Origin of the sequence: Paenibacillus chibensis (assembly GCF_004001045.1) — a bacterium.
Classification (GTDB): Bacteria; Bacillota; Bacilli; order Paenibacillales; family Paenibacillaceae; genus Paenibacillus_AQ; species Paenibacillus_AQ chibensis.
Genome location: NZ_BIMK01000023.1, coordinates 78841 through 100642, shown reverse-complemented (window position 1 = coordinate 100642; position 21802 = coordinate 78841). Strand labels below are relative to the sequence as shown.

General features: G+C 51.5%; 16 protein-coding genes. 11 read left to right on the top strand and 5 right to left on the bottom strand.

Annotated elements, in window-relative coordinates:
* Positions 1 to 6 precede the first annotated feature (6 nt).
* Positions 7 to 1899 carry a squalene--hopene cyclase gene (gene shc, locus PCH05_RS18050; RefSeq protein WP_127604390.1) on the bottom strand — a complete coding sequence of 631 codons (1893 nt, stop codon included), beginning with the start codon at positions 1897 to 1899 and terminating at the stop codon, positions 7 to 9.
* A gap of 161 nt (positions 1900 to 2060) precedes the next feature.
* The gene (locus PCH05_RS18045; protein WP_246049724.1) at positions 2061 to 3398 is read right to left on the bottom strand and encodes a catalase; all 1338 of its coding nucleotides are present in this window, start codon (positions 3396 to 3398) and stop codon (positions 2061 to 2063) included.
* Between the two features lie 350 nt (positions 3399 to 3748).
* Here PCH05_RS18045 and PCH05_RS18040 point away from each other — a divergent pair, with 350 nt between their 5' ends.
* Positions 3749 to 4678 (top strand): VanW family protein, encoded by a 930-nt coding sequence (locus PCH05_RS18040; RefSeq protein WP_164766702.1) that lies wholly within the window; start codon positions 3749 to 3751, stop codon positions 4676 to 4678.
* A 109-nt stretch (positions 4679 to 4787) separates the two neighbouring features.
* Here PCH05_RS18040 and PCH05_RS18035 read toward each other — a convergent pair whose 3' ends face one another.
* On the bottom strand, positions 4788 to 5549 hold the full coding sequence (locus PCH05_RS18035; RefSeq protein WP_127604386.1) for a kanamycin nucleotidyltransferase C-terminal domain-containing protein: 762 nt from the start codon (positions 5547 to 5549) through the stop codon (positions 4788 to 4790).
* Positions 5550 to 5705: 156 nt separating this feature from the next.
* On the opposite strand from PCH05_RS18035, the gene PCH05_RS18030 reads away from it, so the two are divergent.
* The gene (locus tag PCH05_RS18030; RefSeq protein WP_127604384.1) at positions 5706 to 6083 is read left to right on the top strand and encodes a VOC family protein; all 378 of its coding nucleotides are present in this window, start codon (positions 5706 to 5708) and stop codon (positions 6081 to 6083) included.
* 55 nt (positions 6084 to 6138) lie between these two features.
* Here PCH05_RS18030 and PCH05_RS18025 read toward each other — a convergent pair whose 3' ends face one another.
* A complete protein-coding gene (locus PCH05_RS18025) occupies positions 6139 to 7014 on the bottom strand; it encodes a helix-turn-helix domain-containing protein (RefSeq protein ID WP_164766701.1) in 876 nt (291 codons plus the stop codon).
* 123 nt (positions 7015 to 7137) lie between these two features.
* Between PCH05_RS18025 and PCH05_RS18020 the strand changes: the two genes are divergently transcribed.
* The 8 genes from PCH05_RS18020 (at position 7138) to PCH05_RS17985 (ending at position 20045) form a co-directional block, all read left to right on the top strand.
* Positions 7138 to 7875, top strand: a complete 738-nt coding sequence (locus PCH05_RS18020; protein ID WP_164766700.1) for an SGNH/GDSL hydrolase family protein — start codon at positions 7138 to 7140, stop codon at positions 7873 to 7875.
* Between the two features lie 91 nt (positions 7876 to 7966).
* Positions 7967 to 10279, top strand: coding sequence for a response regulator transcription factor (locus PCH05_RS18015; RefSeq protein WP_127604378.1), 2313 nt, complete (start codon positions 7967 to 7969; stop codon positions 10277 to 10279).
* Positions 10280 to 10513: 234 nt separating this feature from the next.
* Positions 10514 to 11551, top strand: a complete 1038-nt coding sequence (locus tag PCH05_RS18010) for an ABC transporter permease (protein ID WP_127604376.1) — start codon at positions 10514 to 10516, stop codon at positions 11549 to 11551.
* Positions 11552 to 11564: 13 nt separating this feature from the next.
* Complete coding sequence (locus PCH05_RS18005) at positions 11565 to 12449, top strand: carbohydrate ABC transporter permease (RefSeq protein ID WP_127604374.1); 885 nt, start codon at positions 11565 to 11567, stop codon at positions 12447 to 12449.
* Between the two features lie 38 nt (positions 12450 to 12487).
* Positions 12488 to 14002, top strand: a complete 1515-nt coding sequence (locus PCH05_RS18000; protein WP_127604372.1) for an ABC transporter substrate-binding protein — start codon at positions 12488 to 12490, stop codon at positions 14000 to 14002.
* Positions 14003 to 14119: 117 nt separating this feature from the next.
* Complete coding sequence (locus PCH05_RS17995) at positions 14120 to 14800, top strand: hypothetical protein (RefSeq protein ID WP_127604370.1); 681 nt, start codon at positions 14120 to 14122, stop codon at positions 14798 to 14800.
* A complete protein-coding gene (locus PCH05_RS17990; protein ID WP_127604368.1) occupies positions 14793 to 18872 on the top strand; it encodes a glycoside hydrolase family 2 protein in 4080 nt (1359 codons plus the stop codon). Before PCH05_RS17995 ends, PCH05_RS17990 begins: the two co-directional genes overlap by 8 nt.
* Before the next feature lie 42 nt (positions 18873 to 18914).
* On the top strand, positions 18915 to 20045 hold the full coding sequence (locus tag PCH05_RS17985) for a glycoside hydrolase family 88 protein (RefSeq protein ID WP_127604366.1): 1131 nt from the start codon (positions 18915 to 18917) through the stop codon (positions 20043 to 20045).
* A gap of 198 nt (positions 20046 to 20243) precedes the next feature.
* On the opposite strand, the gene PCH05_RS17980 is transcribed toward PCH05_RS17985, so the two are convergent.
* Positions 20244 to 21476, bottom strand: a complete 1233-nt coding sequence (locus PCH05_RS17980) for a cytochrome P450 (protein ID WP_127604364.1) — start codon at positions 21474 to 21476, stop codon at positions 20244 to 20246.
* Positions 21477 to 21571: 95 nt separating this feature from the next.
* Here PCH05_RS17980 and PCH05_RS17975 point away from each other — a divergent pair, with 95 nt between their 5' ends.
* Positions 21572 to 21775 carry a hypothetical protein gene (locus PCH05_RS17975; RefSeq protein WP_127604362.1) on the top strand — a complete coding sequence of 68 codons (204 nt, stop codon included), beginning with the start codon at positions 21572 to 21574 and terminating at the stop codon, positions 21773 to 21775.
* The last annotated feature ends 27 nt before the right edge of the window (positions 21776 to 21802 follow it).

Here is a 21802-nt window from a genome sequence, read left to right as displayed (position 1 = left end):
TCACTTTTATCCCTCGCCATAGGAGCTCTTGTAATGACTCAGCGCAAGAAGCGGCCAAATATAACGATAGCTGTGATAGTGGGAATAAAAATTGCCGGGAAGACCTGCACCTGTCGGATAAAAGGTCTTCCAATCGTTCTCATGCAAGGATGTGATGAGTCTTAATATGCCTTGATCTACGGCTGATGTCGGTTTCGGCTCGCAAGCGATAAGGGCGTCAAGTGCCCAAGCGGTATGGGAGGGGGTGCTCTCCCCGAGAGGAACATAACGCAGAAGGCGGTCACTTTGGCAGGATTCACCCCAGCCGCTGTCAGCGTTCTGAATGCGGAGGAGCCATTCGGCTCCTTTTTTCAGCGTTTCATGACTAGAGGACAACCCGGCAGCCTTTAGGCCTGTTAATGCAGCCCATGTACCATAGATATAACAAACACCCCATCTTCCGTACCACGAACCGTTCTTTTCCTGATGTTCCACCAGCCATTTCGTTCCCCTTTGGATCAAGGTATGCTTCGAATCCAGCCCGGCAAAGTTTCCGAGGAACTCCAATGTGCGTCCTGTAAGATCCGCCTCGGAGGGATCGATGGCAGCCGATTTGGCACCGTCGATCGCGAGCCAGGTAAGCATTTTCTTGTTGGTGTTTTTTTCGAATGCCGGCCAGCCGCCATCTTGATTCTGCATGGACAAAACCCAATTCAGCCCCCGGTTCCATGAAGCCCGGTATGCCGTGCTGGAAGTCGATCGAGTATGAATGGCTCTTAATGCCGCAGTTGTATCGTCCACGTCCGGATTGCGTGTATTGGATTCGGAAAATCCCCAGCCGCCAGGTTCTGTATCCGGATTGTGAATGCTCCAGTTGGCCTTTGTATCCTGCTGCATGCACACGAGATAGTCTGAAGCGCGCTGAATAGCCATATGATCCTGGGCAGTCCCGGCCTCTTGCAATACGTAAGTGATTAGAGCCGTATCCCAGACGGTGGAAGGTGAATTCTGCATTGTCGTCCTCCCGTCAACCTTGCACTGCATCGCCGTGAGTCCTTGTACAGCTTTTGCTATAAGCGGATGCTTCCGATCATAATCCAAAGCCAATAAGGCCAAAACCATGAGAATCGTGCTGCTGGCGTAGCTGTAGAGGGTACCGTCGGACTCGATTCGCTGGAGCATGAATTGTTCCGCCCTGCTTGTTGCGGTCTCGTGTATGTGTCGGGGCGTACCGAGGAATCTGCCGAGACCAGCCTGTATGTCATCCTGCATAGCCTGATATTCTCCTGAAACCGGTTCTTCGGCATCAACGCGCGGATCCATGAGATCAGACAGATCGGGGGTATCCTCCGTTGAGACCGCAAAGCGCCGGTCGGCCATGACGAGCATCGGGGTGAGATGAACCCTAGAGTAACCTGAAAACTCGAAATAGTTAATCGGAAAATACTTGGGAAACAGCAATACTTCAAGGGGGATAGACGATATCGATAAGGGCCATTTGCGCTGCCCTGTTGCCGCGAGAATCGCTTTGGTCAAAATGCTGCTGATTTTTCCAAGACCGCCGCGCGCTTGAATATAACGTTTGGCCCGCAGTATCGGCTCGTCCGTTGTCTTGCTGTATCCGGAATAGAGGAGAGCATAATAGGCCTCAACCGTCGCGGACAAGTTCCCTTCCTTCTCATCGGGATACAATGACCAGAATCCATCCGGCCGCTGCTCGTCAAGTATACGGTCATGCAGGCGCCGGATCAGATCTTCATCAGCAACGTTCAATACCCGGAAGAGAATGATTACATACGCATCAATCACAATCCCGTTCTCAAAACAAAAACGCCAGGAACCGTCCTGATGCTGCTGCTGAATCAGGTAGGCCGACAAGCGTTCGATTTCTTCATGCACCGATCTCAGCACGTTGCCCATTCGTAAAGTACCTCCAAAGTACGTCATTGTTAGGGATTATATGATGGGGAAGTGAAGGAAATGAGGGGGACACCGCTTTTAGTACGTCTCCTGCAACAAAAAAAGAAGAGTGGAGGATTACCCGGCTTCCGCTCTTCATCGGCAGGCTCATTCTATTTGCATCACTTGTTTTCTGAATCCCATGATTCCTTCTTCAGTTCATGGATTTCCCGCTTAACCCGGTCTCCCAGGTCTGCTGAGGCCTTATGCAGATATTCAATCACAATGCTTTGCGTCTCAGGGGAGATGTCCTTGAGATCCGCAGCAAGGTTATTCACCAGATGATCCTGATGCTTTGATGACAAAGCCCGGTAGTACTGTCCGGCTTGCGTAAAATCATCCTGTTTGGGAAGATCTGTTCTCTCGAGCTGTCCCTCCACGAATCGACCGTCACCGCTGGTTACCAGGGAGGCCGGAGTCCAATTCTCTTGATGATTAACAGGAACCTTGCGAAAATCCGGGCCAATGCGCCGCCGCTGTGAATCCCAGTAGATGTTGGCGCGTCCCTGAAGCATTTTATCGTCAGACAACTCTGCTCCATCGAGCAGATTGGATGGGGAGAACGCGAGTTTTTCCACCTGCTCCATATAGTTATCCGGGTTACGGTTCAATACTAATCTTCCTACCGGAAGCAGCGGGTACTCTTTCTCATCCCAGATTTTGGTGTCATCCAGCGGATCATAAGGAAGCTTCGCCGCATCGTCGGGATGCATCAGCTGTACATACAGACCGTAATCCGCAATGTTGCCTGCTGCTATCGTATCAAACAGATCTTTGCCGGCGATATCCGGATCCGTACCGGCCAACCTCGCCGCTTCCTCGCGATCGATGTACTGTTCGTTTGCAAAGGGAATCCAATGGTATTTCACGTAATGCCGTTCGTCTTGTGCATTCCGCCATACATAGGTATTTACACTGTGGCCCTTGATGCGGCGCAGGTTCTTCACCGTGCCTACGTCGGAATAGAGCCATACGAGAAAATGAGTCGATTCCGGTGCGCGCGCCACGAAGCTCCAGAATCGTTCGGGATCGATCAGATTGTTTTCCGGCGAGGGCAGGAAGGCTTCGATGGATTCCGGAAAGCGTATGGCGTCCCGTACGGAAAAAACAGGGATATGATTGCAGAGCAAATCAAAAACGCCTTGCTCCGTATAAAATTTAGTGGAAAAACCACGCACATTCCGGGACGTATCCGGTGTTCCTTTGGTGCTTACGGCGAGGGAAAACCTTACGGTGACAGGGACCTGCTGACCGGAACTTTGCAAAAAGCAGAGCTTGGTATAGGGCGCCATGGAATGAACGGTCTGAAAATAACCGAAAGCTCCGTAGCCTTTGACGTGCACAGGTCTTTCAATGATTTTCGTATGTACAAAAGTTTCCAGTGTTTCATGCAATAGATTATCCTGTTCCAACACAGGGCCTCTAACGCCCACCGTTTGCGAATGCAGTTCTGCCGGCATATCATTTGCCCACGGTAAATCACGAAGATTGTTGGGCGAGCTTTCCGCTTTGGCGTGCTGATCCGAGACGTCCGATGGATTCATGCCCGCAGATTGCAGAGATGAAGTGGATGCTTGTTCTTTATCGTTCATAATTCCCCCTCCATTAAACTTGGGTTCTTTTTTGCTGATACAGTATTGATTATGCTTACGAACAATGAAGTTATGACAATAAGGCAGAACTTGAATGAATAACCAGCAGTGGAAACATAATAGCAGGAAGACCGATCTGTTATATTTCAACGAAACTAAAAGATGTTCTCAAATAGACCCTCAGAAAAAGCGAGTGATGATGCTTGAAATGGATATCCATGGCATGTCTTCTGTTTGCTCTCGTACAGGACCACGAGCCTGAACCGGGGCAAGACATGTTAATTATCACCCATGAAGGAAAAGCCGTTTCCAGCGTGAAGCGGTATCCGCACAATCTAAATGTGTTTCCGCTGCTGTATATGGACCAATATAACCGGTGGGTGAACGAATTGGACCGGAAAATCTACCAAGAAGCACGAAACGCCCGCATTGACGGCAGCGGAAGCATCGTACCCGGGGAGAATGGATACAAGCTGAACCGGAGGGAGCTTCTGAAAGGTTATTATGCATACTTTTACGGCCGCGGTCCTGCTCGCATGGATGCTCCTTTATACCCGATATATCCGAAGGTCGATACGGAACTCCTTGCATCGCTGCGTGCGAAACAAATCGGCTATTATGTTACCTATTACAATGCCAATAACAAGGATCGATCCCATAATATTGCTCTAGCAGCGAAAGCGATTGACAGCACCGTTATTTTTCCCGGAGAAACATTCTCCTTTAATCAAGTGGTCGGCATTCGAACCATGGGAAAGGGCTACCGGCAAGCAGCAGTCATTGTACGCGGTGAATTATCCGAGGGGGTCGGCGGCGGCATCTGCCAGGTGTCCTCCACGTTATTCAACGCGGTCGATCGCGCAGGACTAAGCATCGTCAAGCGATATTCCCACAGCCGCCATGTTCCCTACGTGCCTCCGGGCAGAGATGCGACTGTGAGCTGGGGCGGACCGGACTTTGTTTTTGATAATGCGTACAACCAGCCTGTGCTGATCCGGGCATTTGCGGGAGGAGGAAGCATGGCGGTGTCCATATATTCATCCGACGTGATTGAATACGCGCCTAAAAAAGTTCCGAGCACATCCTATCAGCTGCCGGAGGAAGTCCGCGACATTTCCGCGCATCCCAATCCTGTGAACGGGCAATGAACCTCTGGGATGTTAAATGAAAAAAGGAGCAGATCATGGATCTGCTCCTTTTTGACGTTTGCTTCCTCAAGTGTGAATTCCGATGATCCTGACCGCATCGATTCACAGTTTAAAATGGGAGTTCCATCAACCTGTAATCGATTCCCATTTCCTCATACCATTCATTCAGTCCTGTCCACAGATTTTCGCAGTGCTCATAAACCATCTCCATCTCATGAAGCTGGCCTCGGGTCACTAATCCGACCAATTCATCGTAGCCGGACGGCCTGGAAAGCATCTGAAGGGATTCCTCATAGGTTCGTGCCCTGGTGTTGAAGAAAGTCCGATTCGCAAGTCCGATCAGCTTGGCGGTCTGCCATGCGAGGTCCTTGGCTCCAAGCGGCAGGTAGCTGTAATTTCCGGCAAGCTTATTATTGCGTATTTTACCTACCGTTTCATAGGGTTCCCAGATCATGAATTCTCTCATTACTTCCCGGATTGCTTCTTCGGAGACCTGCATCGGTAAAGTGCGGATTTCTTCCAGCAGTCCATTAGGATCATAAATGGCAGCCAAATGAGCATAGGCTCCCGCTTTAATGGCCCAGGAATCGTCCACGGCTGAAGCGGAACGGTACATTTCTTGCTTTTGGATCATACTGATTTCGATTTTAAAAGGGAGATATATAAATTCATATCCGGGAAGGGATACACCGTCCTTTGTGACGACCCGAAGTTCAATATCCGAATACGGTCCGTCGATTCCCTGTGCAATCGAGCCGTACATGCCTATGGCCAGAATCGCATCGCCATGGAGATGCAGGAGGCGATTTTTCAATTGATCAATCATATGTATTTTTTGCTCTTTCGTCGTGGCTGCGGGGTACGATAACATCTAAAAAGCTCTCCTTTGGGGGTACTTGGTAATATACTAAGAGTTTAGCAGAAACGATGAGATACATGAACAGACTAGCTAGTACCGGGAGTAAAAAAATCATACAATGGAAAGGAATAGAATCAGATCTTAACTACTTGAAAGGGGGAGAACAGCATGATCCATAACATAGGCCAAGTCATGTTGTACGTGAACAACCAAGACGAAGCCGTAACTTTCTGGACTGAGAAATTAGGATTTCAAATCGTTTCCGAAGAAAATAACGGTCAAATGAGATGGATTGAGGTTGCACCAAGCGAAGGGGCAGAAACCAGTATCGTGTTGCATGACAAAAAATTAATTGCCCAAATGTCGCCCGAACTGAATCTGGGCACGCCCTCCTTGATGTTTTATGCGGCAAATCTGGACGAGCTGTACAGCAGCTTAACCGATAAAAATGTAAAGGTAGGCGAGATCGTTCATTTGCCTACGGGCAGAGTGTTTAACTTTGCGGACTCCGAGGACAATTATTTTGCGGTGTCGGAAAGAAAATAACAGGTGTGGATGAAGACAAAACTAGCCCGCGAGCTGCCGCGGGCTTTTTGCGTTGTCAAATATTCTGCGAGTCTCTGATTTGATTACGGTATACGGTCGGCGTACAACCGAATACTTTGCGGAACTGGCGGGTGTAATAGTTTTGGTCTCGGAATCCGCTCTCAAGTGCCACCTGTAAAATGGAATAGCCGGAAGTGCGCAGGAGCATGCAGGAATGATTGAGCCGCTTGCGGATGACGTAATCCATTGGCGTCGTATGGTAATTCCGGGAGAACACGCGCTGGAACTGCCGGACGGACAAAAATGCTTTATCCGCCAAGGTTTGCAAGGTGACCGGCTGCAAAAAATGCTCCTCAATATAGGTGACTGCTTCTCCAATCCGAAGCGCTTTATTGTCTTCCTGTTCATTGCCGTCCTGATAATAACGTGACAGCAAACCGACCAAGGCACTAAAATAAGCTCGGATCATCATCCGGTAACCTTGTGGCTGGCGATTATATTCTTCCAGAATCAAATCGAGTAACCGGGTCGCTTCCCCAAGCTGCGTCTCATTTAGTGTAAGCATGCCCTTAAAGTACATTTCCTTGCGGTAAAAGGGTTCGATGTAAAACAGCGCTTGAAACCCGGGCAGCATCCTTAGCTCGGATAGCTGCAGCAGCTGCTCCGGTTGAAACATGACGTTTACATACTCAATGCTGTCAACATGTTTATAGCCGTGAGATACGCCGCTGTGGATCAGAAATACCTGACCGGCTGAAACAGGATATTCCCTCCCTTCGATGATATGTACGGCTTCTCCGGATAAAATGACGACGAGCTCGGAGAAATCATGGCTATGGACGTCGTAATTTTGCTTCAACGGGCATTTCTGAATGCGGAAGGCAAAGCCGGGCTCCAGACCGACGTTCGTTGCGGAAAGTTTCGTAATCATGGCCATATTATGCTAAACATTGCCTTGATCGTCAAGGCGAAGAAAGGACTGTAGACGCTACCATTAGGTTGCGGGCGAAAGTGCAGAAGCATGACATACATAAGCCACTCGGGAGGGGAAAACATGAACGCGGACTGGTTGTATCCGATGAGAAAGCAGGATTCCACAGCAAAGACATTGGTTTTTTTGGGGGACAGTATCACCGCTAGCGGTGAATATATACGTTTTATCGAGGCTTGCCTGCAGCGGCAGCGAGGGACCCTTCGAGCGGAATTGCTCGGGAGGGGGGTACCAAGCGAGACCGCGTCCGGATTGAGCGAAGCGGCGCATCCATTTCCGCGGCCTTGCATTCATGATCGGCTGAATCAGGTGCTGGAATCGTCGGACCCTTGGATGGTCGTCGCCTGTTACGGAATGAATGACGGAATCTATCATCCGTTTTCCGAAGAGCGGTTTGACGCTTATCAAGAAGGAATCAGGAGACTCGTCGCAGAAATTCGTAATAAGGGCGCGATCTCGGTCCTGATGACGCCGCCGCCTTTCGACCCCGAATCCATGAACGCCACGCTTCAGCCCGGTGACGCTCCCAATTTCAGCTACTTGGAGCCCTATCAAGGCTACGATGGCGTGTTAAAACTGTATTCGGAGTGGCTCTTGTCCGAGCGTCCCGCCGACGACATCATCGATATTCGCTCTCCGCTCATTGAGCATATCCGGAGCAAACGATCACATGGCAGGGTATATTCAAGCGGCGACGGTATTCATCCGAACCGGGAGGGCCATCGGATCATAGCACAAACGATCTTGAAAAAGCTGTTCGGATTGTCCTTGGACCTAGCCAATATGCCGGATATTGGCTAGACGATTTTAGCAGGGGGTGCCACTAAGGCGTTCGAATGAATATCCCGGTGGGATGGGTACCCCACGTCAAAGAGGAGGGAGGAGATATCCTATGAACTTGGTGCATTCGTTCCGGTCCAGAAAATATTTGCAGCGAATACTGCTCAGCTTTATGCTTGTCGTCGCTGTACTTGCGATTGCCTCTTTTTTCATGAATGCCTTCGCGCGCGACAAGGTGCTCAGCCTGCAGAACGATGCCGACCGCAAGCTGCTGACCCAAATCAATTACAATATCGAAAACATGAACGGCATTGTGAAGGACTTGGCGGTTTCGCTCTATAACGATGAAGAGCTGATCGCACTGAAATCGGGATCGGATTACAAGCAGAGCATTTTGAAAATTGAAAGGCTGAACCGTACGGTCGCTGCTTCCCCTTATTTGCAGGCTGCCGTATTCTACAACGGCCGGCAGCACCGTTTTTACTCGTCGCTGAATCACGACATGGAAAGCAAGGTTCTGTACGGCGAGCTTCAAAAGTATATGGATACGCATGCCGATCTGCCCAAGCTGGAGCTTCTGCCGCTCGATCTCAACGGCCAGGGCAATGGGATCGACATGTTTGCTTTCTTTATATATGACGGGCCGACGCGCGGCTCCGTCAACGATAACGTTCTTGTCCTGACGGTGAAGCCCGGCTGGATGCTCGATAATGTGAAAGCGCTTAATCGGGTGGCTCAGCGGGAAAACGACGTACTTTTCGTCACAGATAGTGAAGGTAAGGTGTTAATTAGCAGTGACCGTGCTTTGCCGGAGGGAATCGACGTGAGCAGGGATTTGCTGCCGCAAATCGGCTCATCAAGCAGCGCGCTGGATTCATTCATTTATAAGAATCATGGAACGAAATACAAGGTCACGTATTTGAACAAAGCATTGAACAATTGGCAAATTATCAGCCTGCAGGATTATAACGATGTGCTCGGCAGCGTCCGTCAAATGAAATGGACGGATATGGCGGTGACGCTGTCCGTGGCGATATTGGCCGTTACGCTCTCGGTCTTTTTCTCCTTGCGTCTCTACAAGCCGGTCGGCCAACTGCTGACGCTTGTGCCGAACGAACGGGAAGCAGGTCCTCAGGGCAGGGACGAATTGTCGCTCATCGCGGCGAACGTATCTGAAATGATCGGAAAGCTGAAAGGGCTGGAACAAGAAAAAGCTGTACAGTGGAATATCGCAAAAACGTATCATTTGCGCAGTCTGATCGGTCTTAGCGACGGCGTGGGCGAGCATGAATTCCGCCAACTCCGGGAGCAGTACGATATCGACATTGATGCCGACTCGCCTCTTCGGCTCGCCTTGGTGGAGATCGACGGCTTGGACCGCTTGTCCGCCGTCCCTGGAACCAAAGCGGAATCACTGCTGTACTTTGCCATTGCCAACATTGGTCAGGAGCTGCTGGGCAGCGAGACGAACTGCGAAGCCGCGGACATGAAGAGCGGTCATCTGGTCTTCATTCTCAGCGGGCAAGCCGGACGCCTCGGGTCGCTCGAGTCCCGATTCAGAGAGCTTCAGCAAACGATTTTGAAATATTATCGAATGACCTTCACCATCACGTTAAGCGACATATTCGAGGATTACCGGGAAATTACAAGGCAGTACAATTTGACCGCCCGGCATTCGAACTACCGGATGATATTCGGCAAGGGAGCTATCATCGAACCGCAGCTTCTGATCCACAACGAAAACAATGAAACATTCCGGATTCCGCAGGAGCTGGAACGCAGTTTGTCGGAAGGACTCAAGTCCGGGGATCTTGAGGAGACCGAGCTGGCGATTCGCAGCTGGAAGGAACTTATCTGCGGCTTCAGCTTCGAAAACATGTATTCCGCGCTGCTGCACTTGGCTGTAACGCTCAGCAATACACTGGGCGAGATGAACCACCATAATTTGAATCCGGTCACCGTGAACGTGCAAGCCATCAACCGGCGCATCCTGGAGAAGGAAACGCTGGATGAAATCGAGATCGTGCTGCTGGAGGTCGTTCGCGAGGTCTTCGAGCAGCGGCAGACCGGACGCGAGGAAAAGAATCGTCTGCTGGCCGATACCGTCAAGGAAATTATAGAAAAGCAGTTTTCCGATCCGGATTTGAACGTGCAGCGTATTGCCGACATGCTCAAAATGAGCCCGGTGTACTTGGGGCAGGTCTTTAAAGCCCAGGAGGGCGGCAGTGTAGTCGACCAGATCAATGCCACCCGCCTTGCCCATGCCAGAAGCTATTTGGAGCATCATCAGTGGACGGTGCAGGAAATTATGGAAAAGGTCGGCTTCGGCAACGAAAGCTACTTTTACCGTTTGTTCAAACGGAGATACGGTACAACGCCGAAGGAATACCGATTGAAAACAGCCATTGAGCAGAGCAGCAGGTAGAGTTGGCAGGTACGAACCCGCAAAAGAGGATATGCCTTTTTTGCGGGTTTTTGCCGTTCGCAACCCGGAAGCAATTGGCGCCGTACGGCACCAGTACAGCTATCAAGCATCTATACAGCCCTGGAGTACAGCTTTCCTGCAATTGTACAGTACGCACGATTGCCCGCCTGAGCTATCGTTAAACGTGCAAAGCCTGGAACACAAACTGGGCAAAGGAGGAAAGGGGCTTTCAATATGTTGGATAAAGTGTCGCTGGCAGAGACCGCGGCAGTGTCTCAGGATTCGAGGCCAGCTCCGGCAGCAACGGAGTCGTCGCCAGGTCCGAATCAGAAGTCGTCCAAACGCAGGAAGAAGTCGGCGATCGGGAGGGAGCTTCATCATTTCCGGAATAACCGGGAGCTGTTCTTATTATCGCTCCCGGGAATCCTGTATAAATTGATTTTTGCTTATATCCCGATGGTCGGTCTCATCATTGCCTTTAAAAATTACCGCTATGATCTCGGCATCTTCGGCAGCAAATGGGTGGGCTTCGATAACTTCCGTTATTTGTTCTCGACGGATACGGCCTGGCGCATTACACGAAATACCGTGTTATATAATACGGCCTACATCGTCGTGACCACCGTATCGGCACTGCTGCTGGCCATCCTCATGAACGAAATCAAGCAGAAGTGGAGCAAGTATTACCAAACCGCGTTGTTCCTTCCGCACTTCTTGTCCTGGGTGCTGGTCGGATACGTGGCGTACGCTTTTTTGAACCACTCGGACGGATTGATCAACCGTACCCTGCAGGCGTTCGGCATGGACACCGTCAGTTGGTACCAAAATGCAGCGCCGTGGCCGGTGATCCTGATTCTCGTTCATTTATGGAAAGCGGTTGGATTCAATACGCTGATCTACTTTGCAGGAATTCTCGGAATCAACGGCGATTATTACGAGGCTGCCAAGATCGACGGCGCAACCAAATGGCAGATGGCGACGAAGATAACGATTCCGCTGCTGTCGCCGCTGGTGATTATTTTATTGATTCTTTCCATCGGCAACATGTTCCGCGGCGATTTCGGGCTGCACTATTTCATCCCTAACAATTCCGGTTTTCTTTTCGGGTCGACAGATATTATCGACACCTACGTGTACCGCGCACTGCGCGAAATCGGGAATGTGAGCATGTCGGCCGCTACAGGCTTTTATCAATCGGTGGTGGGATTCGTACTGGTGCTGGTGGCAAACGGCATCGTACGCAAAATCAATCCCGACCATTCGTTGTGGTAAGGAAGGTGGAATGATGCGTAGAAAGCTTGAAGTTTCGAAACTGCTGATCCATCTGCTGTTCACCATTCTGTCGATCATTGTTGTCCTGCCGTTCCTGCTCGTCATTGCCGTGTCGCTGACGGACGAGAAATCCATTTCGGAGTTCGGCTACAGGTTTATCCCGCAGCATTTCAGTCTGGATGCATACCGATACCTGCTGGACGCTCCGGATGTGATCATCAAGGCTTACGGGATAACGCTCCTGATAACGGTTGTAGGTTCATTGGTCGGGCTGCTGTTGACCGCGATGACAGCCTACGTGATCTCCCGCCCGGACTACCGGTATAACCGGGTGACAACGTTTTACGTTTTTTTCACGATGCTGTTCAGCGGAGGATTGGTGCCATCGTACATTCTGATCACGCAGTACCTGCACCTTAAGGATAGCTTGCTGGCATTGATTTTACCGCTGCTGCTGTCTCCGTTTAACATTATGGTCATGAAAGGATTCATGGCGAAAATTCCGCTTGAGATCGTGGAGTCGGCCAAAATGGACGGGGCTAGGGAGTTTCGTATTTTCTTCCGGATCATCCTGCCTTTATCGACACCGGCGCTTGCAACGCTCGGACTGCTCATCTCGTTTTCGTATTGGAACGACTGGTTCAATGCCATGCTGTATATCGACGATCCGGGCAAAGTCCCGCTTCAATTGCTGCTTGTGCGGACGCTGAATAGCATCGAATTCCTGACGACCAATTCGGAATTTACTCAGCAGCTGAGCATTGATCTGGCGAGCTTCCCGAATAATTCGGCACGAATGGCGATCGCGGTGCTGGCCGGAGGGCCAATGCTGGTGATCTTCCCGTTCTTCCAGCGTTTTTTCGTGAAAGGGCTTACGGTTGGCTCCCTCAAGGGTTAACATAGAACAACCATATAAAAATTCAGGAGGTCACACACATGAAGAACAAGCTCTTTGGCGTTCTGGCATTCATCCTGCTTGCGGCGACCGTGCTTGCCGGATGCGGCGGCAAATCCGGCGATGCAACCGTGGATAACGGAGGGGCGAAAAGCGGCTCGTCGGATGCCAAAAACGAAAGCGGTCTCAAGCCGGTCGAGCTGACCTGGTATTATCCGTTATCCCAACTGCAGCCGGATCAGCAAAAGGTGCAGGACGAGGTCAACAAAATCGTGAAGGAAAAAATCAATGCCACCGTCAAGCTGATGCCGGTCGCCATCGGCGATTATGTTCAGAAAATGAATACCGTCCTGGCAGCCGGCGAGAAGTTCGACATTCTCTGGACCGGATACATGCTGAAACCGGAGGAGCTGGTGCGCAAGGGAGCGATCCAGCCGATTGACGAACTGCTGAACCAATACGCTCCCGAGTTGAAAGCCGACGTACCGCAAGTGATGTGGGACGGTCTATCCGTTGACGGTAAGATTTACGGGATACCGAACCAGCAAATCAACGGTTCACGTTACGGGTTCATCGTGCTGAAGGATCTGGCGGACAAATATAAACTCGATCCGACTTCCATAAAGAAGATCGAAGACATCGAGCCGTTCCTGAAGCAAGTCAAGGGTAACGAGCCGGATTATATTCCGTTTGGCCTGTTCGGAACCTCGTTCGTCAACCCGCAGGCACATGATGACCAATATTGGGTGGTGCCCGGCCTGGATGACCACTTTTACATTAAAACCAACGATCCGGCGTATACGCTCTACCGTTATCCCGAAGAGGAACTGAACAATTTCCGTTTGGCTAGCAAATGGTACAAAGAAGGATACATTTACAAGGATGCAGCTACCGTGAAGGCGAGCGATTTCAACGGCAAGGTCGCGGTTGATTTCAACGTCGTGCTTAAGCCGGGAGTCGAATCCGAAGTCAAGGCGAAGAACGGCGGCCACGACGTGATCACCATTCCGCTCAGCGACTGGTTCTCCAACGGCTATTCGGCGACGACCAACCAGTCGATCAGCAGAACGTCCGCGAATCCAGACCGGGCCATGATGTTCCTGAATCTCGTTAACACCGACAAGCGACTATACAACCTGCTTACGAGCGGACTGGAAGGCGTGCACTACGAAAAGCTGACTGGCGAGTACATCAAGGCGCTTCCGGATTCGCGCTACCAGCCGAACATGGACTGGGTATTCGGCAGCGTGTTCAATTCCTACCTGCGGGAAGGCCAGCCGGAAAACATCTGGGAAGAGACGAAGAAGATTAACAGCAATTCGGAAGTTAATCCCGTCGGCGCCTTCAAATTCAATTCCGAGCCGGTCAGCACGGAAATCGCCAATCTAAACGCGGTTTGGGGCGAATACAAGCGCGGACTGGTGACAGGTACGCTGGACTTCGATGAAACATGGCCTTCTCTATACGGAAAGCTGAAGGAAGCAGGCGAAGAAAAGTATGTAGCAGAGGTGAAAAAACAGTTTGAGCAATTCTTGAAGGATAAGGGATTGAAGTAAAGCCCGCTTCTCGGCGGTGCCATCATGCGATTTGTTTTCGGTATGGCCGGCGCTCCCTCTGCTTGCGGAGGGGGCGCTATTTTACGATAAAAAGGGCAGACGGGGGGAGGAAAAGGCATGAGACGATGTTTATACCAAGCGGAATGGCGCGGAGGGGAACAACCTAAAACATATTTTCAGGATGACGCAGTGTGTTCTGCACTTACGGAAGTCATGGAGCGCTTGCAGGTAGTGAATTTAAGTCTATTCGCGGATAAGAATCGGTTGTTTCTTTACTATGAATGCCTGGAGGAGGAAGCAGGCCCGGAGCGATTGCTGGGGAATTCCGGCGGAAAGCTTGCGATGTGGCCGGGAACCGGGAAGGAGCGCTGGTGGGTACCGATGACGGATATTTTTCATTATCAGCATCCGCTTTCGAACGAACAATGGGTGCGGAAGCATTCCGATCGCAGGCCTTTTGGACGGGTGGCGCGACTCGAGCCGGAACAGATCGCAAGCTACGTCTATTTCCACTATCAATATCAGGAGGAGAAGCCGGGGGATGGCGACAAGTACGGAATGATCGGCCTGCATGAAAACCTGCTCTTTTTTTATTCGGAGCTGCCGGAGACGCTTGAGCCTGCACCTTATGAAGGAAAGCTGAACACGTCGCTTAAGCCTGATCACTGGGCAGAGATCATGGAACCGCATTTTATTAAATGGAAGGGAGTCCCCGAAGGTCAGGATATTTGGCGAAAGCTGGAGCTTGTACTTGAGGTTCGGGGATATGCTCCCGAAAGGGGGTTCCCGCATGCGTGAACTGATCTGCCTGAACGGGGAATGGGATTTCATGCCCTTGTATGACCAGCCCTGGAGTTGCAGTTTGCCATCGAATCTCGTTTATGAAGAACGAAAGGTTCAAGTGCCCTCCAGCTGGAGACGAACCTATAGGCAGGCGTCGGGCAGATTATTCGGGGATATTCCCGAATATGCGTATGCGCCGATGGATCTGTACGATTACCCGAAGGAATGGGACCAGGCGGAAGCCGGCGTGCTGCATCGAAGCTTTCAACTCCCGGACAGACTGGCCGGGCAGCGGATCGTACTGCGACTGGACGGTGTTATGCAAAAAGCAGCCATTTATTTGGATTATCGGGAAATCGCAATTTGGGAAGACGGATATCTGCCGCTGAGAGTGGATATTACCCCCTTCGCAGAGCCAGGGCGCGATCATCATCTGCATATCATCGTGGGAAGCTTCGACCAAGTGAGGCTGCCTTCGGGAGCTCTTAGAGTAACCGGTCTCGTGGGCTCATGGTTTGGCAGCATCTGCCGCGGAATCTGGCAAGACGCGTATGTGGAGAGTTATCCGGCTTTATCTATTGAAGACATGACGATTCGTACTTCCGTTAGGGAAGGGAAACTCGAGGTTGAAGCGAGTGCCGGCTTTGCGCCGGGCGATTGGATAAGGGAACCAGGTATGCTTCGCATGCGGCTCTCCATCAAGGAGCTGGGAGAAAATATCACGGGAAACCAGCCTGTATCTGCATTGGTGCTTCTGGCAGAAAGAGAGGCTGAATCTGTGGACCCTAGTGATGGTGGCTTTTTCAGACTTTGCGAAAATAGTGGCGAAGGAGCATTTTACCGGGCGAGTTTCACCTTGGATTGGAAGGATGCAAGCCTGTGGAGCCCGGATGCTCCTTTTCTGTACCTGTCAGAGATTGAACTGCTGCAAGACGGGCAAGTCATTGACCGCTGCAGCGAAACGTTCGGCTTCCGCGAATTTTGGTGCGAAGGACCTCGTTTTGTCCTGAACGGGATTCCGATCAACCTGCGCGGCGATTCCTGGCATTTTCAAGGCGGCGTGCAGCAGACGGAAGCCTATATTCGGAACTGGTATCGCATGTGCCGATCCGTAGGCGTGAATGCCATCCGGCTGCACGCCGAGCCTTACCCAGCCGATTACGTTCGGATCGCTGACGAGGAAGGCATGCTGATCGTCGACGAAACGGCGATCTATGGATCTGGCAAATCGATGCAAGCAGATCATCCCGATTACCTGGAGAATTGCCGTAAACATGTTCGGCGGCTCGTAAAAAGGGACAAAAACCACCCCTCCGTCATTCTCTGGAGCGTGCAAAACGAAATGCGCTGGGTTGACGGCCGGGAATGCTTCAAGGGGCAGGTTCCCGGTTTGATGGCTGAAATTCGCAAGCTTGATCCGACCCGGCCGATTCTCGCCGAAGGAGACAACAGGCTACTGACGAAGGCTGCGACAGAGGTCGAGAGCCGCCATTACAACATCGACGGCACCATTGAACAGTGGGATCGATCGGTTCCCCTGATCTTCGGGGAACACGGAGGCTGGTGGTATATATGCCCACAGAACAGCAGCATGTATATCGGGCTGGCGGCTTATCGAGGCACGGATGAGAGCACCGCCGGATTCGCATGGAAAGAAAGGCTCTTCGTAGAGTATGCCCGGCGCCAAGACGTATCGGGCATCTCGACATTCAATTTCGCTCATTATTTCATGCGGGCCATACCAGAGGAAGACGTCATATTATCGCCTTGTGATAACAATTTTCCTGGTGTGAAGCATAAAAGAATCCCAGCCTATTCGTTAACGCTGAATAACGGCCTGCTGCCGGAGGGATATCCGCCGTTTAGGACTAATCCGGCTTTTGCGATCATGGCCGGTGCGTTCAAACCGGCTGCGTTGATCGCAGCCGAATACAATCGGTGCTTTTATGATGATGAGCTTATCCAGCGCCGCTTTGACGTCTATAATGACACGCTTGCCGCGCAGGAGGTACGGGTAGAGTGCCTGATCCGCCAAGGAGGCCGAGTCGTGCATGCAGAAACCTTTGAATTCGTCCAAGATCCGGCGGAACGAAAAGTTATTCAGGTGCAGTGGGCACCGGAGCGCACGGATGACGAAGAGACAGCTGAATTTACGGCTCAGCTCAAGCATGGCGGAAAGACGGTTGATGAGCTTCTTATCGAATACAGAATTCTGTCAGCCAGGTTATTGAGTGAACCCGTGACGGTTAACCGGGCGGTAGTATTTTATGGCTCCGATAGGGATTTTGATATCATCAAGGGGCTTATTCCCGCTTGCAGCAGGGCAGACAAGAATAGCTTTTCGGGTTTGGGTGAAGAAGGCTTGCTTATCATCGGCAGCCAGATTCAGGATGCGGACGGAGGAATGGAAACAGCGCTAAAAGATTATGTATCCCGGGGAGGCCGGCTGCTTTTGCTGGAGCAAAGTCACCTGACAATCGGCAAACTCTCGTTGTCCCGGAAGCCATTCATTCGGGCCCATGCCGGGGATTACGGACACCCGATCCTGGCAGGTATCGGGGATAAGGATTTGATGTTCTGGCACGAAGAGCTTCGGGAAGAAGGGCCGCTGCCGATCATACATGCCGCCTTCGAAAAACCCATCCTCGGCGATTTCGGCTTGCTGCTGGAATGCAGCAACGGCGATTTCGGCGACGGCGGTGATTTGTGGTCCCCGCTGCTCGAATACCGGAGCGGCCGCGGGATGTTCATCGCCAATCAGCTCGACCTGATGGCGAACATATCCCGGGTTCCGCAGGCCTGCCTGCTGCTGCGGAACCTGCTCGTCTACGCGGGGCGGGCCGATGACGGCGTCACCGCGTCCCTTTGCCGGACGGCGGCCTTCGTTCGCTCCGGCGGGGCGGCCGCAGCTTTCCTCGACAAGCTGCGGCTGGACTACACGGCGCTCGGCGAAGCCGCGCCGTACACCGCGCCGGCGGGCGCAGCAAGCGCGCCGCCGCTGCAGGGCTTCGGCCTGATGGTGGCCGAAGCCTGCATGCTTGAGGCGCCGGGGGCGGCCGAGGCCGTCCGGCGCTACGCCGAAGCCGGCGGACGCGTGCTCGTCCTGCCGGCGGAAGGCCGGCAGCAGGCGGCACTGGAACGCCTGCTGGAACGTGCCGTTCGGATAACGCCGCACGAGACGTATCATTTGGCGGCGAACTACGGCAGCGCCGCCGTCCGGGGCTTTAGCCCCGTCGACCTGTTCGGCTTCGACAAGGTGTTTTTGTCACCGCGTGAGGTCGTAAACCGGTTGCTGGCTACCCATTCCATCGAGGCGCCGGATACGGAGGAATTATGCCACAGCATCGAAGGTACCGCGTGGAAGGATTATTTTGTGAATGGGTATACATCGGAATACAGCCGCCTGGCGCTTGTCGAGCTTAACCGTAAAAAGGCGGTGCCTTCGGGTTGCTTCATGGTTGAAAGCAGCACCGGGAAGGGATTCGTAATCTGCTCGCAGCTGTTGCCGGACCCCGAAAGCGATAAAGCGTTGCGTTTGTACTCGCGTTTGCTTGCCAATTTGGGGGCTGTCCTTGGCGACGGGTTGCTATCCAGCGAGAAAAGTGATGCTGAATGGGCTGTGGAAGCGATGATGGCGCTACCGTGTCCGGCTTCTCATGATTTCGCCGACATGAAGGCCTATTTTACCGATCCCGCTTATTCCCTAAACAATCTGGGTGAAGGGCTGTACGGCTGGATGCAGAAAAAAGAACGCCATCCGAGCGACGGTACGATGCATATTGCCAATAACGGAGAGAAGCCGTGGTTTCTGACATGTTTTGTCCATATACCGGATCGAGAAGGCAGCCTGCGGCCGGGACGCCTCCGCGTTCTTACGACAGCATCGCATCAAATCTATTTGAACGGCGGCCACGTTAGCGATCCGGTGCATAATCTCAACTTGAAGGGCGGAATAAACCGTTTGGTCGCTGTTGTATACCCTGACGGCGGAGATTTTAGCTTCGGCATCGTGTTTTTGAATCGCGACGGGACGTATATGAAGGACTTGGAATATCGCATGACACTGAATGAGGTAGAACCTAAATAACATTTACAGGCATCCTTTCATCCTATCCATCGGGAGGTCTTTATGAATTGGAATGAAGCTATTGAGCAAACCCTGAGGACGACCAAGGCAAATATTAACCGTTTTAAGGATCAATATCCGCATGTCAGCCATGGAGACGGCAAGTATCAGCTGGTCAACCATACGGATTGGACGGAAGGGTTCTGGTCTGGCATTCTGTGGCTGAGTTATGAATACAGCAAGGATTCGGATATCCACCGGGCCGCTGTTTCAAACATTCAATCGTTCACGGAAAGACTGCGGTTGGAAAGCTGTCTGGAACATCATGATATCGGTTTTCTGTATTCCCTGTCCGCCTTGGCGGCATGGATCATCGATGGAGAAGAGTCTGCAAGACAAACCGCGCTGCAGGCAGCCGATTTGCTGCTGAAGCGCTGGAGGCCATCCGCTCAAATAATTCAGGCTTGGGGATCCGAGGGTGATGTGGAAAACGGCGGACGCATCATCATTGACTGCCTCATGAATTTGCCGCTGCTCTACTGGGCGTCAGAGCAGACGGGAGATCCTCAATATGCCGCCATTGCCCGGAAGCATGCTGACAAAAGCAGACGTTTCCTGGTGCGAGGGGACGACTCCTCCTACCATACGTTTTATTTCTGCTCCGAATCCGGTGAATCCATCCGGGGCGGGACACATCAGGGATATCAGGATGGATCTACCTGGACCCGAGGCCAGGCTTGGGGGATTTATGGGTTTGCCCTGGCATATCGTTATTTCCGTGAACCAGCCTATTTGGAAACGGCCAAAAGGATGGCTCATTATTTCATCTCGAATCTGCCGGAAGATCTGGTAGCTTATTGGGATTTCGATGTTCCACAATCCGAAGACACGCCCCGGGACAGCTCCGCGTCAGCCATAGCCGCTTGCGGCATATTGGAACTCATAGAGCATCTGGATGCAGCGGATCCCGCACGACAGATCTTCCTTTTGTTTGCTGAACGTTCGATGAGTTCCATGGTCAATGCATATTTTACTGCCGGAAACCCATCAGAAGAAGGCTTTTTGCGACATGGCTCTTACTTTGTCCGGGGAGGCATAGCACCGGATGATTTCGTCATTTGGGGGGATTATTTTTTCCTTGAAGCGCTTATGCGGCTCGGAGGATACGCATCCGGGTACTGGTATGAAAGATAGGCGGGATAAGATCAGCTAAACGCCGCTCTGGAACAAAGATATGCAGTGAGTGAGGAATCCGGAGAAGCGGAAAGCACCCGTCAAAATGGTTATACAAGCGGAGTCTAAACGATTAAGTTCCTCAGGATATACAAGCCTCTCCCATTGGGGAGAGGCTTTCGTTCATCTATTCAGCTCGATTGCGATTCACGTCCCGAGTTAGCGGCGATGAACACGTACCGGCAGGGAGGTTAACGTCTGGCCTGCAGCGGATGGGGTAAGATGGTCTTCCAGCTTGAAGCCGGGAACCGGCTCGATCCGCTCAAAATGATCCATGAACAATCCGAGGCCGATGTTGGCTTCCAGCCGAGCAAGCGGAGCTCCCAGGCAAAAATGCGGGCCGTTGCCGAAGGTCAGATGCTTTTTATTGTTCGGACGATGAATGTTCAAGGTAAAAGGATCTTCAAAGATGGCCTTATCCATATTGGCGGCACTCATCCAGGCAACGACGACGTCGCCCTTTTTTAATTCCACGCCAAGCACGTTGTTATCCTGTTTTACCGTCCGGTCCATTTTGGCGATATGAAAGCGGTAGCGGAGCATTTCCTCCACGGTATTGGGGAGCAGTTCGCGGTTGGACCGCACTTCTTGATAAATCTGCTCGTTATCATACAAGAAGGAATAAAAGGTGCAGGCCAGGAGATGACTTGTCGTTTCAATCCCGGCTCCCAGAATAAACATGGTCATCCGGACGATGTCGTCATCGGTTAAACGTTCCCCGTCTACTTCGGCCTGGATCAAGTCAGAGATGATATCGTCTGCTAGAGCCGTTCTTTTGTGAACGACATGAGGGTAAAGGTAGTTGTAATACTCCTTGGCGGCGTGCCGTTTCAGCTCCTGAACATCTTCCATGTTCTCTTGGGGCAGCGGCAGGAATAGATGATCGACCCACTCTTTAAACAAAAACCGGTCCTCAGGGGGGACACCCAGCAATTCTGCGATTACGATGGTAGGCAGCGCGCCGGAAAAGGTGGTGACAATATCGATCACAGGCTCATCGCCCATATCTTGAATCAACTGACGGACGACTTCATGAATGCGGGGCTCCCATAGCTTTAAGCTTCTGGGGGTAAAAGCAGCTGACAACAGGCTGCGGTTTTTGCGGTGCTCGGGAGGATCCAAGCTCAAATTAACCCGTCCTGCATGATGCCCCTCCTCATTATCAGCACCAACGCTGATTGTCGTTCGAGGACGTACGCTTGAAAAGTTATCGTAGTCGCTTAGCACTCTTTTGACATCCTCGTAACGGAAAACATTCCATGAATCTGTGGCTTCGGTGTAACTTACCGGTTCATGCTCTAATTTGTGCTTGTACCAATCAAAGGGATTGAATTCCTCGGCAGCGGATCGAAACCGGGTGATTTCAGCTAAGGAGATGATTTCCTTTTGCATAAACTTCACTCCTGTTCTATAAAATAGGATGGCAACCATACAATATATGTAAATCGTATCATATCGAAATTGTATAAACCACATTCGATCGACCCATGCCAAAAGGTCTGCGGGCAAGCGCTTTTTTTGTAGAAATCAAGCGCTGCAAGCTGAACACGGTAAAAAGAAGGAAGAATTTTTGGGATCGGTTGGTTGATGGAGTCCTGTTTTCAACAGGGCTTTGGTTCGATTTTCGCAGCAAGCAGGTCTATGAAACGAAAATGTTGTTGAATGGTGAAGGGTTTGTATTGAAATCATGACTTTATCATGCTTATAATAGATCGATT